Below are 12,823 nucleotides of genomic sequence, written 5' to 3'. Positions count from 1 at the left end.
CCATGATCATTGACCCTCTTTTGGTGACCGTCATCATTCCCGCGTACAATGCGGAAGCGACCCTCGTGCAAACGCTGCGAAGCGTCTCGGCCCAAACCTATGAACACCTCGAGATCCTCGTCGTGGACGATGGATCGCGGGACGAAACATTCGAACTGGCGACAGAATATCGCCTTTCTGACCCGCGCGTTCGTGTCCTTCGCCAGCAAAACGGCGGCGTCGCCCGTGCCCGCAACTACGGTATAGAAGAGGCCCGCGGCAGCTACATCGCACCGATCGATGCCGATGACCTCTGGCACCCTCTAAAAATCGAGATGCAAGTCCGCGCACTCGGGAAATTGTCGACAGGCCACGGCGTCGCCTACAACTGGTACGCGGCAATCGACGGGAACGACGTGATTTTCAGCCATTCGGGTCCCGTGCTCTATGAGGGCGATGTCTTCGAAATATTGGTCGGGGAAAATTTCATCGGCAACGGCAGCACCCCCCTCATGCCGCGGGCGGAAGTCCTGGCATGCGGGGGTTATGATTCTGCCCTGCGTGATCAGGGAGCCGAGGGATGCGAGGACCTGAAGCTCTATCTCGCATTGGCTGAAAGACTACCCTTTGCAGTGGCTCCCGATTTCCTGACCGGTTATCGTTTTACCGCAGGCAACATGTCGAGCAACGCCTCGCGCATGCTGAAATCCCACGCTCTGGTGATGGCAGACGTGAAGCGGCGCCATCCCGATCTTGCCGCCGCCGCCACCCGGGCGGAATTCCATACGGCGTGCTGGTATTTCAAGCAGGCGTTTGCCGGCGGCAACTACGGGCAGGTCAGGAAAGTGGCGCCTCTCCTTGTCAGGAGATTCCCGTCAAGGCTTGTCGGCCAGGCTGTAAGGCATCTGTGGCGCCAAGCGAAGCGGCAGCGCAGGAAACTGTTGAAACGGATACGTCGTAGGTCGCACGCGTGGCCGAAAGGGGCGGCTCCGAAAAGCGTGGCGCTCCCCATCAGCGGCACGTCGTTTTACGACCTTGTCGCAGCCACGCCAACGATACGGACAGGCGAGCTCATCAAGTCCCGGATGGATCATTTATGATGACGCTACGGAAACCCGTTCTCCGCAGGTCGTGGGGCGCCTTCAACGTTATTGTCGCAGCGCGTTTTCGCGAACTTCTGGAGCTCGTTCCCTCGCTCCGGTTGAAGACCTCCGTCCTGATCGTCATCGGTATCCTGACCGGGCTATCGGAAATGGTGGGGATAACCTTGCTGGTCAGCCTCGTTTTTGCCCTCAGCCAACAAAGCCCTGCTTCCGGGTCCGTCGCCTGGCTACCGGCATACTTTGGCGGATTGGAATCTTCCATCACGAAGTCGATGCTAGTCGCCGTGCTGATCTGCGCGATCATCCTGAGGATCATTCTGGGCTTCGTCAACGACATCATCGCAAGCACCGTAAGCCATCAGATCAGCGAGAGTATTCGTCACCGTCTTTATGCAAAGATTCTGACGATCCCCTTCCAGCGATTTCAACGCTATGAGCGCAGCGATCTGATCAATGTCATCGCCACCGAATCCTATTCCGTGGCCTCAGCTCATACCGGCCTTGTGCGCCTGGGAATCAGTCTCGGGACCATCATCATTTTCGGGGCCGGAATGCTCGTAATGGCATGGCCGATTGCTGTGCTCGCGGTGATGTTCGGCGTCGTCCATAACCTCAGCCTCGGCTTGTTTGCAGCTGCCTATCGCCGTCTTGGCGCCGCCAGTCTTTCAGCTCTGGAAGAATTGACCCATCTGAGCTGGACCACATTGCAGACCTTAAAGGCGGTGAAGAGCTTCGGTCTGGAAGACGACCACAAAGGTATTTTCGAAACCTTGTCCAAGACAGTGGGGGAAACCTGGCGCCGTTCGGATCGGATGGGGGCAGCAACGTCGCTTCTGAGCGAAACGCTGACATTCGGGGTGATCCTGACGATCATCCTGTCCTCGCAGGTCCTGCCGGTCGATTTTCGGGCCGCCCTGTCTGCCACGATACTTCTTTACAGGCTCCAGCCACATATCAAGCAATTCGATTCCCAGCTGCTGCGCTTGCATGAAATCGAAGCCTCACTGCAAAACGTGCTCGCGCTGATCGCGGAACAGGACGACGCCAGAAAAACTGCAGGCGGAGAGGAACTGCGACATCTAAAACAGGAGATCGTTTTCCACGATGTATCCTTCTTCTACGAAGAGGCCAGAATGCCTGCCGTGCGTCATGCCAGCTTCTCGATCAGGGCAGGCGAGACCACGGCTCTGACCGGACCCAGCGGCTCCGGCAAAACGACGATCATCAACATGCTTCTCGACCTTATTCAGCCGACCGAAGGCCGGATCACGATCGATGGCAAGGACCTCTCGACTATCGAGCGATCCAGCTGGCTGCGCCTGCTCGCGGTCTCGGGCCAAGACGTCGAGCTTATGGATGGCTCCGTCCTCGACAATATCCGCTTCCGTCGCGACATCCTTGAGGAGGATGTCCGCTGGGCGGCAGATATGGCCTGCGCCACCGAATTCATCGAGAATCTGCCCTACGGCTTCGACGAATGGCTGGGCGACGAAGCGATCCGGCTTTCGGGTGGGCAACGACAGCGCATCGGTCTGGCGCGGGCGCTGGCCGGCCGGCCCGACATATTGCTCCTGGACGAAGCGACCAGCGCACTCGACGAGGAGACGGAGGGGCGCGTGCTCTCCCTCCTGCTCAGGGAATATGACGGCCGGACCCTGATCGTCGTCAGCCATCGCCCGTCGGTCGCAAGGTTGATGAAGAACCGGATCGACCTGCGTCCGGCCACAACAGCGGATGGGTTGCTCTATGGCGGCTGAGCCTCTATCCGGATTGACGGTGGCAGTCGTCATCCCTGCCTACAATGCCGAAGAGTTCATCGCCGCCACACTTCGATCGGTTGTCGACCAGACCCATTCGGCACTCGAAATCATCGTCGTGGACGACGGCTCCACCGATGATACCGCATCGATCTGTCGCGAGTTCGCCGCAGCTGATCCGAGGATCACGATCCTGTCGACCGAAAATCGTGGTGTAGCCGCGGCGCGCAATGCCGGGATCGAGGCATCCAGGTCTAGCTATATAGCCTTCATCGACGCAGACGATCTCTGGCATCCCACTTATGTCGAAAGGATGCTGTCAGCGCTCCATCCCCTGCCGGACGCGTGGGGTGCAGTATATGCCCTTCACCGTTTCGTCGATTCCGAGGGATATTGCACGAGGTCCGGCTCGTCGCTCAACGCCCGGGAATCCATTCTCATTCGCCACCTCGTCTTCCGCTTTGTCGGCAATGGCAGCGGCTTCATGGTGCGCCGCGCCGTCATAGACAAAATCGGCGGCTACGATCCGAGCTATGCCGATCGAGGAATTGGAGGATGCGAAGACTTCGATTTCGAACTCCGCACCGCCGAGCATTTCAAGATCGAGGCAGTGCCACTCGGTCTGGTGGGCTATCGCCTTCATTCCGCAGCCATGTCTGCCGACAGGTCCCGAATGGCGCGGTCGCTTTTGGCAGTGACCGAGCAATGTGTCTCCCGCAACCCGGAGCTTCCCGCTTTCGTCGTCAGCTGCGCCCACGCCTCGGCTCACCTGTATGCATTCTCAAAATTTGCAGCTTTGAAAGATTGGCACAGCGCCGCCACCTCGCTTAGGCACATCTATCGTCATAGCCCCCTGCTTGCTGTGGCCGTCGTAATCAAACTGATCTTCTCAAAAGCCAACAGAGCCACAAACAGGGCTTTGGCCAAAGTCCGGCCGGTCAGGCAATCAAAGCAGAAGTATTTTAAGAAATTCGAGGAATTAGACCCCCTTATCCCGCTGGTCGGCGGGTGGTCACGCTTCCGGACGAAGGCCTTGTTCCGGCGCTTATCGAAGATCGACCGGTGCTGCGGAGAGTCCATTGCGACCTCGCGAAGGTAGAGCATCTCCGCCAATCGAGCGAGAACGAAAATGCTTCGGAAGCCGGCGCTTTCCACTCCGCCGGCGACCATCTCATTATTTTGAAGTAAAAACTTCAAAAAATACAAATATTGGCATAACGATAAGACAATAAATTGTGGGAAAACATAACTACCCAACAATAATCCGTGACAGTATAGACTTTAACAGCAATCATATCTTCGTACTGTGCAGGCAATCTTACCCGAGGACCCGTCACCACCCCGGCGGGTCCTCGCACTTGCGAAGGTTGGCGCAGAGTAAACAGTGATGAATCCTGCGTCGGACGACGAGAAATCCGCGATATCGACAGGACCAAGGCTGCCGTTTTACAGCGCATCGTCTCGGCAACATTGCAATTAATGCCGAATGCTTCCACTCAGTGGCCCGGCGCACAGCAAGAAGTCGTCACACAGGCGATATTATCATCTATTATAGTCAATCACATTGTCTCTACTATGTTTCGGTTACCACATCCTCGAATAATTATTAGACAAACCTCATTCAGCTTATAATGGATATTTAAATACAACTTTTATGTGAAATAAATATTTTTACCTTTTGGTAAAATTTTATTAATACTTTACTCATCCATGGGATTATTAAATTTTGAACCCACAGCGAACAGCGACAAATTCTTTCAGAAAAAAGTAAAACTGCCGACGTTATTTCCGATTTGCCCTTGTCGGCAGCGGCGTGACTAACCGGTATTATAAACGAGGCGGCCACGACCGATTGCCCGGCAGTGTCTGGACTGGCCGGCTCCAAAGACCTGGCGACGTAATTCAACATCAACGAATGATGATCTGGAGACGAATGAAACTTTAATATGGCGGCAAATCAAAGGATTATCACCATTCATCACGCCACTGGCCAGACCGGTATAAGGGCAGCTTCGACTGATCATGACAAGTTGTCCTGATGAGCCGAGACCCTCGCAACGACAAGCCGCAGCCTAGGAGACGACCAGCTTCGGTCGAGCGGCTCCCCCGACATGGAACGATGAACCTCCAGCACGAAAGACCTCACCTCATTCAACGGGCTGAATGTCCGCTTATGGCCAAACCTGTGTCGAAATGGTCGCACCCGCCGTCGAATTAACCGTTCATAAAGCATTTGCTTGCTCAACTTATAATTTGTGTCATGGTCACTGTAAGTAGTGAGGAGCCGACCTGATGAGTGATATGGCATCGCAGATTCCGGAATTTGGTTATGATGAACGCGTGATGATCTGCCGGAAACAGATTGAGAAGGCGGTTTATCAGTTCATTGCAAACACGAAGGTCGAGGGGTGCGATCCGGCGGAAGTCGCAATGGCCATCGCGGACATTGCCGACGATTACATTTTACTGCTGGCACAGAAGCGCAATTTGACCCATTGAGATCAGGGGTCGGCCAGGCTGGCCGGTCGGCAGACGACCGCTGAAACGAAAATCGTCGCCGTCTCCTTGCCCGGAGACAACGTCAACGAAAACGCTTACCATTCATTTTGAACCTATCTTTATGCAGGGCGTCGAATAAGTTCTGAATGAACGGCAGTCGTCCAGCGGCCCGCGAAATGCCGGGACCTTTTCGGAGCTAACAATTCAGATGATCGCCGATACATTGAGTCTGCAGGGCGGCTCGTATTTCAGCCGGCAGCACCCGTCTTTTGAACCGATCAAGCCCACTATTCGCGACCCATCACCGGTACAAAGCGCCCATAACCTCAAAGCCCACGTTAATTTTCACGGGTTATCCAAAGTTCTGAAGCAGCAAGGTGCCGCCCGGCACATCGGCCTGGAACCGTAATCGATTTTCGGAAAGCGCGATGCATAGATCAGGGTGTTTGTTAAAGCGTCCTTTGTGCGCCCGACAGGACGCACGGCGCTCTAATGACTTTTTATGCTCACCAGGGGAACCGGAGAGCTCAATTCGGCCAACTCTCTGGTCAGCCCCTCCCCGACTTCCTGCTTCACCGCCTCAAGAGCAAGGTCGAGGCAATTCGTCGCGAATTGCAGTTTGACATCCTGAGCAACCTGTCGCGCATAGGCGATCATCCGTGCCAGTGCAACCAGTTCGTCCAGAGCGTCTTTCGCCCCCGGATCTCCATCTAGCTTAATAGTCGATGTCACGCCCATGCCCATTTTCTCCAACGAATGGAAGGAATGATACGCGGGCTGACGTGGTCGAGCCCGTGAAAAAAGCGTGACACAACTCTCGGTGACGATCGTCGTCTTCGCTTCACAATGCGGACCGTGTGGAGAACGAGGTTTCGCGCAGTTTCCAGGACAAATCGGCATTCATGCGAATATCGGCGGTCGACTGCACCACCTCCAGCAATTCCAGCGCATCGATGCGTTTCTGATCAACGGAATGCGACAGGAGGGTGGCCAGAAGGTGCGGGCGATCCGGCTCGGCTACGTCAGCGCATTGCTCGACGATTGCCCGCCACGTCCGCCTCTTGAAAAATATTGCGCTCGCGGCGTCTTCGATGACTTGGCGCAGCCCATCTGGGAGCAACTCATTCCTTTCCATGGCATCGAGCGTGGCGCTGACATTGACGAGCGGTATCGTCAGCGGCTTGCCGCCCAGCGCGCTCGGCGCGTGCACGAGCGCAACGGCGGCATCGTCGACCAGCCGACCCGTCCGATAGTCTTCGAAAATGCGGCCGACCCCGATCATCCCGAATGAATGACATTCCGCAGCGCGTAGCGCGCCCATGCTTGCCGCCCCGAGGACCGCCACGCCAAGCGAAAGAGCATGCAGAATTTCCTTATGCCAGACCGGTGCAGCGTATTCGAAACCGCCATCGATCAGGCCGATGACATTGGCACCCTGTTCCACCACAGCCAGAACATCGCCCTGCGTAGCGGGCGGCAGGACCCGTATCCCCTCGCCGGCAAGTGAGGCTGCGTCGGGAAGACTGGGACCCGCGAAAATGAACTTCAAAAACCTATCGCTCTCGCGAGCGCCCTTGTTCCAAACTGGCGAGCACGCGGCCCTTCCGGATTTTCGAGTTCGGGGATAACCACCTTGACGACGCCAAAAGGAAGCGTGTCGTCGCTGAGGCGTACGGCGATGACCGAACCGATCCCTTTGTCTCGCAAAGCCTCCAGCACATGCTGCAGCAAATGCGCCAGATCCCGATGTCCCGGCGTTCGGTGGTGGACAGGACCGGCAGCCGGCGAGACGGGAACTGCGTCGAAGGCTCGCCGCATCAGCGGCGGCAAGGATCTCAAAAACGTGGCGGGAGAAATATCGTCCCTGGCTCCGCTGATATAGGTGAGTCTGGATTGCGCGGCTTCCGTTACCGCTCGGATGGCCGCGCGCACGGGAGACGGATGGGCCCCCGTACCGCCGGTCACCTCGACAAGGCGAATGTCCCTGCCGCCGTGGCGATCCCGCTGGCCTGGAACGGAACCCCCAGGCCCTAGAATGGCGGTGAAACAGGGAATGGCGATGTCGCTTGTGATATCGAAGAGCCGGAGCGCCAATCCTGATTTTTCGATCTTGTCGATCAACCCGGTCAGTGCATCATTCTGAAAGCCGCGGGGGTCTACGCAGCCGGCATAACGATCCCTTTCCGCGCCAACCTGCCATAGTACATGCGCATCCCGCTCGATCCGCTCGAGCACACCGTGGAAAACGGCCTCCTCGATATTATTTCCCGATGCCAAGCCGTCAGATGACATCCAGTATCGCGCATCGCGCGTGCGGTCGAGCAGCACCGCTTCAAAAGGGATATGAATCGTCTCGCCGGTGAGGATATTGATGCCGGCCACCCATTCCGTCTCCTCGTCCGGCCCGAGATCGGGTTTATGCATGGCGATCAGGCAGCTCAGCGTATCGATCTTGTGCCCCATCGCCTGCAGACCGAACGAGGTGCTGCGGACAAGATCGACGAAAGGCTCGCCGGCAACTGCCCGTTCCACGGCTTCCATGACGGTGGATACTTTGGCGTCGATATCGGTCAGACCCTTCCCCTGAGCAATCACGATTGAGCGCGAATTCGGAGTATAGGCGCACCAGACGGGAATTCCGACGTCATCAAGCCCGGTATGTCGTGCAACTCTTGTTATACCGAACCGAGCTAAAAAAGGCTCGACGCGGGAAAGAGTTTCCCGCGGCGATATGATCCTGTCGGAATATATCGACCGGTCCGTCAGAATGCCGGCTCAGCCGTCGACGTGACCGGAAAGCGCGACCTGCGCCGACGAAACGGCGACGGCCAAATCGACGCCCTTCACGAATATGCCGCCGGCTTTGCGCAGGCTGCTCGCCGTCGCCAATTCCCCCGTCGGATTGAGCGGTTTGACGGTGCCTGCGTCGAGATCGGCGAGCCAAAGCCCTTCCTCGCCCGGTATTCCTATAATGACAGCTTTCGCCATGGTTTGCCCCTCAGCTATTGTTAAAAACCAGCCTTCAACAGGCCCTCCCGATATAGCTCTTTTTGCCAGTGCTCCTTGAAGGGAACGATGGCGAGCCACTTCTCGACGTCGAACACCGGATTGATGCTTTCGGCGCGCTGCCGATGGAAGAGTGCCCGTTTTCGATCGCCGATCATTGCGCAACTGGCCGCGGCGATACGATGGGCCGGCGCTTTGTCTTTCATCGCCTCGACATAGGCGATGGCCTCCTCATACTGTTCCAGGAAGAAACTTGCTCCCGCGGCACACCAGAGATAGGCGTCAGGCGCAATCGGATTGAGCGAAATTGCCTTTCTGATCTTGGCGAGCGCGTCGCCGGGGCGGGATGCATGCACAAGCGTGTCGGCATGGCTGTAGATGACATCGGCAAAATGCGGACTGAGCTCTTCCGCCAGATGAAGGGCTGCAACGCTGGCATCCACATCACCAAGATAAAGTCTGGTGACCCCGAGCTCGCGATGGCCCGCCGCCGATCCCGGATCTCGTTCGATTGCGCGAAGCGCATGCTGCTCCGCCAGGTGCAGCAGTTCATTGTTTCCCTGCGCCGTCACGAGCCACTCGCTGGTGAAAGTTCTTGCCAGCCCGGTAAATGACGGAGAGAAATCCGACCTATGCGACAGCGACTGTTTGAACGCCTTCCTTGCCCGGCGGATATGCGGCAGCGTCAGCTTGCTCATCAGGCTGGAGCCGATGAGATAGGCGTGATACGCCTCAGGATTGGCTTCGAAACGTAGCCGTTCCTCCTCGTTTTCAGCCAGCTCACGCGCCACCGATTCGGTCAACTGCTGGGCGAGAACGCGCCTTTGACGCGGCAATATATCGGGGGTCGTCTTAAAGCGATTGGCCCAGACGATCTCATCGGTGGGGAAATAGATCAGCTGGGCGAACAATCCCTCTTCGGAAAATCGGGTGTCGAGAAGATACGTGATCGAGTGCCTGGCGACCACCGTCGCTTTTTCGGAGTCGCGGCGGATCTGTCCGGCCGTATGCGGAGCGACGATGGAAATATGCCGAAGCGCACAGAGTTCGATTGTGACGTCTTCGATCAGGGCGTTGGCAAGTGCAAGTCCGGCATCGGCGTGCTTCGCCGTCGGGGGAAGTAACACCAGACGGGGAAGGATCCGCGGGATCGGCGATATGTGTTCAATATTGGTCGACTGGCTGCCGGGCTCGGGACGCTTCACCTCCACCCTTGCTTGGCCGCCGCCTTCCGGCAATCTCTCGCCGAACGATGCGCCGCCGGATAGCCGATGCAGCAATGCCCTGACCTGCTCGTCATTCGGATCCCGCTCGAGGATTTGCAGGGCGGCGCTGGAAATGATGCGCGCCGCGCCCGGCTTTTGCACATCGGGCAACGCCTCCAGCAATGCTTGACGCAATTGCAGCGCATGGGCGTCCCGCTGCGCCCTGATCCAGGCATCTATCTGCTTTGTCGCCGGCTTGATATTTCCGATGAAACCGCGCTGCGTCGATTCGGCGATCGCCTGTAGTCGATCCAGCGGCGGGCCGCCGGCCCGAAAGACATCCAAATCGCTGGAAACCACCTGCTTGTTGAGGCACACCGTCGTGGCAGTGAAATCGAAAGCTATGTCAGTGCGTCCGCCGTCCATCTCGCGGATGCGGGATAGCATTTTGCGCAAATTGAGCCGCGCCAATTCGGGCTCGACGTCGCTCCATAGAAACTGGGCCAGTTCATAACGGCTGAGTTCATGGCTCGCACCCGCATAGATGTGGGCCATCATCAACAGACCTTTGATCGGATAGCGAACCGGCTCGCCATCCGACTCAGTCAGCCGCAGATCGCCGAATGTCTGCAGATGAAGCACGATCCATCCTCAGTTGTGTACAACCGGATCCTGCAGGTCGCTATCGACGTCAGGCAATCCCGTCATCGCCAGACTTTTGGCCAACGCCACCAGCTTCTGCCTGATGTTGGGATCCTCGATGGCGATGAACGCTTTATTGAGCGCGAGCCCTTCCTTCGAGGACAAAAACTTGTTCAATTCGCTCGTCTCGCCTTCGATCGGCCCGGAACCGCCGTTCTCGAAGAAGAAGCCGACCGGCACGCGAAGGATCTCGGAAATGCGCTGAAGGCGGCTGGCGCCGATCCGGTTCGTTCCTTTTTCGTATTTTTGAATCTGTTGGAAGGTGATGCCAAGAAGTTCGGCCAAACCATGCTGGGTCATGCCGAGCGTCTTTCGCCGAACTCTCACGCGGTTGCCAACATAGACATCGATGGAGTTCGGCGATTTGGCCTTCATCTGCTTAAGTCTCCCGCTTCATCAATACGCCCGCTGTATAATGGAGAGTTTAAGCAAGAATGCAACTAAAAGTAAATATTTCATCACGGTTTTTTTTGCACAGCACGCAGTAGAAACAACCTCCGGACTACTGCGGCGAACGGCGCAATGTCGCGCCGACCGGCTAAAGCGGCTTGTCGGCGACGGCGATCATTGATTTGGCAAAGGCAGGAATTCTTCCAACATATTCGAAACGGACGTTATCGAAGCCGGTCTCCAGCAACAGTGTGCGCAATGTGTTTTTCGACCAGAACTTGATATGCCCATGATCCTTCAACGGCATGAAGTGATCGTCCATTTTTCCCGTCGCAGCCAGTGCAAGATTCTTCAGATAGCCGTGATAGGGCGTCGATATCACCGCGATGCCGCCCGGCTTGACGAGATCAAACATCGTCGAGGTGAAGCTCTTCGGATCGTAGACATGCTCGACGACCTCCAGGCTGATAACGGCACTGAAACTGCCATAATCCCGGGACAGGTCGTCATAGGCAGAACCGACGCTCAGCGCCAGACCTGGATGACGGATATTGGCCTTGCCGATCCCGTCGCTGGAGGGATCGACGCCGACGACATCATATCCTGCTTTCGCAAGAGCCGCAGCGGCACCGCCGGTGCCGCATCCGAGATCGAAGACGTCATTTTCCGCAGAACCGTCGAAATGATCCCCCAGTACATCGAAGATCTTGGGCAAGATGTAGGAGTGCGCGGTTGTCGGTTTGGCGTGAATATAAGTGGTTGCGTCTAGCTCGATGGACATGGTCTCTCCTTTCTGCTGTTGCACGCAACCCTATCGATTAATGCGTCGAAAATTTGATCTAATTCGCCTAAATCCGTTCAGGATATAAATATATGTCCGGCATAATTTAGAATTCACCAGATAACTTTGAACGCTCTGCGCGAAAAAATTGCTGAAATTAAGCCAATTTACCCCAAATCGCCATTAAATATCTTAATACGCTCGACCGATAGCTGAAATTAATCATGTCAATTCAACAATATTTTCAAAAAACTCGGATTTATTTCAATCCAATTCGGATAACGCCCCTCTATGCCACCACAGAAGCGGCAAGATCAGCGGCTAGCCCTCGCCGAATTGCCGAACGCTGTATTGGAATTCTCGGCTGGAATCCTGTTGAAGCGCTCTCGGCGAACATGCGGGCGCGGATGAAAGGGCGCTCGGTTGCAGACACGAAGCCAAGGATATTTAACCGGATCATGTATACTCCAGACAGACCAACGAAACCCTTCTCGCGTGCCGGAGAAGACAAGCTTGCCCGATAATTCGTCCCCCGCATATGCGAAACAGCCGGCAGGAAAACCGCGGATTCCCGTGATCTTCTGGTTGTTGCTGACGATTTCCCTCTCGCTGGTCATCGGAACGGTGCTTCTGTCCAACGACATGAAACATTTAAAGGCGGTTGGCCATTATTTCGGCTTCGACCTTTTCCCCCCTGAGGTTAAGCCGCCGCCGCCCAAAGCCCTTCCCAGACCGGCGCCGCCGGCGGTCTACAAGCTTCCCCTGCATGCCACCGAAGCGCCCGTGGCACAGACCGCGTCGGCCTTTCTGCGCACATGGCGCATATCCGGGCCTGCAATGTGCGCGGCGCTGCGTCAGGCGGGCGTTCAGACCAGCGAATGGGCGGCGGCCAGCTTCAACGCCGACACGTTCGAATGCTTTTACGAGCACAGCGCCAAGCGTGAAAAGGATCAGCTTGCGAATTCCATCTTCGTCATTGTTCGTGGCGATGCCGCCGGCACGATCAGCAGCATGCGCGTGAAGATCGTCAATCCCGGAACGGATCAGAATGGCCAGCTCGATCCGGCTATCCTGCGAGTTTTCGAAACCATGCTGCTTCAACCGCAATGGCTCGATTTTCATGAGACCCTGAATGCGATAAAAAACCTGAAGGATGTCAAGGAAGACGGCTTCGGAGCCAATATCGCCTTCACCCACGAAGTGCTCAATCCGCAGCGATACAATTTTACCCTCACGCTGGAGGCAACGTCGGGCCCCCAGAAAAGGGCGAGGAATTACTTTTCCGGCAGAACATGGCTTCCCGCGCCGGAGCCCGCAATTGCGGCCAACCGCACGCAGCCGGAACTTCCCCATCAAGAGCCGCCGGCAGTAAATCACAATTAGAACCGCATGCGGCGCACT

At 56.5% G+C, this 12,823-nt stretch carries 13 protein-coding genes; 6 read left to right on the top strand and 7 right to left on the bottom strand.

Annotation, left to right across the window (positions count from 1 at the left end):
* The first annotated feature begins 2 nt into the window (after nucleotides 1-2).
* From QWJ46_RS01535 to QWJ46_RS01515, 5 genes are all read left to right on the top strand, one after another.
* Entirely contained in the window at nucleotides 3-1,079 is a 1,077-nt protein-coding gene (locus tag QWJ46_RS01535; protein ID WP_184453878.1) for a glycosyltransferase family 2 protein, read from the top strand.
* Nucleotides 1,079-2,839: an ABC transporter ATP-binding protein gene (locus tag QWJ46_RS01530; RefSeq protein ID WP_184454317.1), complete on the top strand. Its 1,761-nt coding sequence runs from the start codon at nucleotides 1,079-1,081 to the stop codon at nucleotides 2,837-2,839. Before QWJ46_RS01535 ends, QWJ46_RS01530 begins: the two co-directional genes overlap by 1 nt.
* The gene (locus tag QWJ46_RS01525) at nucleotides 2,829-3,938 is read left to right on the top strand and encodes a glycosyltransferase family A protein (RefSeq protein ID WP_184453876.1); all 1,110 of its coding nucleotides are present in this window, start codon (nucleotides 2,829-2,831) and stop codon (nucleotides 3,936-3,938) included. Before QWJ46_RS01530 ends, QWJ46_RS01525 begins: the two co-directional genes overlap by 11 nt.
* Before the next feature lie 1,193 nt (nucleotides 3,939-5,131).
* Nucleotides 5,132-5,338 (top strand): hypothetical protein, encoded by a 207-nt coding sequence (locus QWJ46_RS01520; RefSeq protein WP_004676311.1) that lies wholly within the window; start codon nucleotides 5,132-5,134, stop codon nucleotides 5,336-5,338.
* Between the two features lie 208 nt (nucleotides 5,339-5,546).
* Nucleotides 5,547-5,747: a hypothetical protein gene (locus tag QWJ46_RS01515; protein WP_302748736.1), complete on the top strand. Its 201-nt coding sequence runs from the start codon at nucleotides 5,547-5,549 to the stop codon at nucleotides 5,745-5,747.
* Between the two features lie 80 nt (nucleotides 5,748-5,827).
* On the opposite strand, the gene QWJ46_RS01510 is transcribed toward QWJ46_RS01515, so the two are convergent.
* The 7 genes from QWJ46_RS01510 to QWJ46_RS01480 all read right to left on the bottom strand — a co-directional run bounded on the left by QWJ46_RS01510 (nucleotide 5,828) and on the right by QWJ46_RS01480 (nucleotide 11,422).
* Nucleotides 5,828-6,076, bottom strand: coding sequence for a hypothetical protein (locus QWJ46_RS01510; RefSeq protein ID WP_184453874.1), 249 nt, complete (start codon nucleotides 6,074-6,076; stop codon nucleotides 5,828-5,830).
* Between the two features lie 103 nt (nucleotides 6,077-6,179).
* Nucleotides 6,180-6,887: a TfuA-like protein gene (locus QWJ46_RS01505; protein ID WP_302748735.1), complete on the bottom strand. Its 708-nt coding sequence runs from the start codon at nucleotides 6,885-6,887 to the stop codon at nucleotides 6,180-6,182.
* Nucleotides 6,884-8,071 carry a YcaO-like family protein gene (locus tag QWJ46_RS01500; protein ID WP_302748898.1) on the bottom strand — a complete coding sequence of 396 codons (1,188 nt, stop codon included), beginning with the start codon at nucleotides 8,069-8,071 and terminating at the stop codon, nucleotides 6,884-6,886. The genes QWJ46_RS01505 and QWJ46_RS01500 overlap by 4 nt, the downstream gene beginning before the upstream one ends.
* A gap of 42 nt (nucleotides 8,072-8,113) precedes the next feature.
* Nucleotides 8,114-8,326 (bottom strand): hypothetical protein, encoded by a 213-nt coding sequence (locus QWJ46_RS01495; RefSeq protein ID WP_085779099.1) that lies wholly within the window; start codon nucleotides 8,324-8,326, stop codon nucleotides 8,114-8,116.
* Between the two features lie 20 nt (nucleotides 8,327-8,346).
* On the bottom strand, nucleotides 8,347-10,191 hold the full coding sequence (locus tag QWJ46_RS01490) for a peptide antibiotic resistance protein (RefSeq protein WP_302748734.1): 1,845 nt from the start codon (nucleotides 10,189-10,191) through the stop codon (nucleotides 8,347-8,349).
* Nucleotides 10,192-10,200: 9 nt separating this feature from the next.
* Nucleotides 10,201-10,626 (bottom strand): helix-turn-helix transcriptional regulator, encoded by a 426-nt coding sequence (locus QWJ46_RS01485; protein ID WP_064804372.1) that lies wholly within the window; start codon nucleotides 10,624-10,626, stop codon nucleotides 10,201-10,203.
* A 163-nt stretch (nucleotides 10,627-10,789) separates the two neighbouring features.
* Nucleotides 10,790-11,422 (bottom strand): bifunctional 2-polyprenyl-6-hydroxyphenol methylase/3-demethylubiquinol 3-O-methyltransferase UbiG, encoded by a 633-nt coding sequence (locus QWJ46_RS01480; RefSeq protein WP_184453866.1) that lies wholly within the window; start codon nucleotides 11,420-11,422, stop codon nucleotides 10,790-10,792.
* Nucleotides 11,423-11,935: 513 nt separating this feature from the next.
* Here QWJ46_RS01480 and QWJ46_RS01475 point away from each other — a divergent pair.
* A complete protein-coding gene (locus QWJ46_RS01475) occupies nucleotides 11,936-12,805 on the top strand; it encodes a DUF6030 family protein (RefSeq protein ID WP_302748897.1) in 870 nt (289 codons plus the stop codon).
* Nucleotides 12,806-12,823 lie beyond the last annotated feature (18 nt).

The organism is Rhizobium sp. CBN3, assembly GCF_030518245.1.
GTDB lineage: Bacteria > Pseudomonadota > Alphaproteobacteria > Rhizobiales > Rhizobiaceae > Rhizobium > Rhizobium aethiopicum_A.
Note: the sequence above shows the minus strand (reverse complement) of the source record. Positions and strands in the feature narration are given on the sequence as shown.

What these genes read in the sequence shown, in the direction of transcription:
- QWJ46_RS01510 (WP_184453874.1), bottom strand. Translation starts at nt 6,076, where the DNA reads ATGGGCGTGACATCGACTATTAAGCTAGATGGAGATCCGGGGGCGAAA.
- QWJ46_RS01525 (WP_184453876.1), top strand. Translation starts at nt 2,829, where the DNA reads ATGGCGGCTGAGCCTCTATCCGGATTGACGGTGGCAGTCGTCATCCCT.
- QWJ46_RS01495 (WP_085779099.1), bottom strand. Translation starts at nt 8,326, where the DNA reads ATGGCGAAAGCTGTCATTATAGGAATACCGGGCGAGGAAGGGCTTTGG.
- QWJ46_RS01515 (WP_302748736.1), top strand. Translation starts at nt 5,547, where the DNA reads ATGATCGCCGATACATTGAGTCTGCAGGGCGGCTCGTATTTCAGCCGG.
- QWJ46_RS01530 (WP_184454317.1), top strand. Translation starts at nt 1,079, where the DNA reads ATGACGCTACGGAAACCCGTTCTCCGCAGGTCGTGGGGCGCCTTCAAC.
- QWJ46_RS01480 (WP_184453866.1), bottom strand. Translation starts at nt 11,422, where the DNA reads ATGTCCATCGAGCTAGACGCAACCACTTATATTCACGCCAAACCGACA.
- QWJ46_RS01485 (WP_064804372.1), bottom strand. Translation starts at nt 10,626, where the DNA reads ATGAAGGCCAAATCGCCGAACTCCATCGATGTCTATGTTGGCAACCGC.
- QWJ46_RS01520 (WP_004676311.1), top strand. Translation starts at nt 5,132, where the DNA reads ATGAGTGATATGGCATCGCAGATTCCGGAATTTGGTTATGATGAACGC.
- QWJ46_RS01535 (WP_184453878.1), top strand. Translation starts at nt 3, where the DNA reads ATGATCATTGACCCTCTTTTGGTGACCGTCATCATTCCCGCGTACAAT.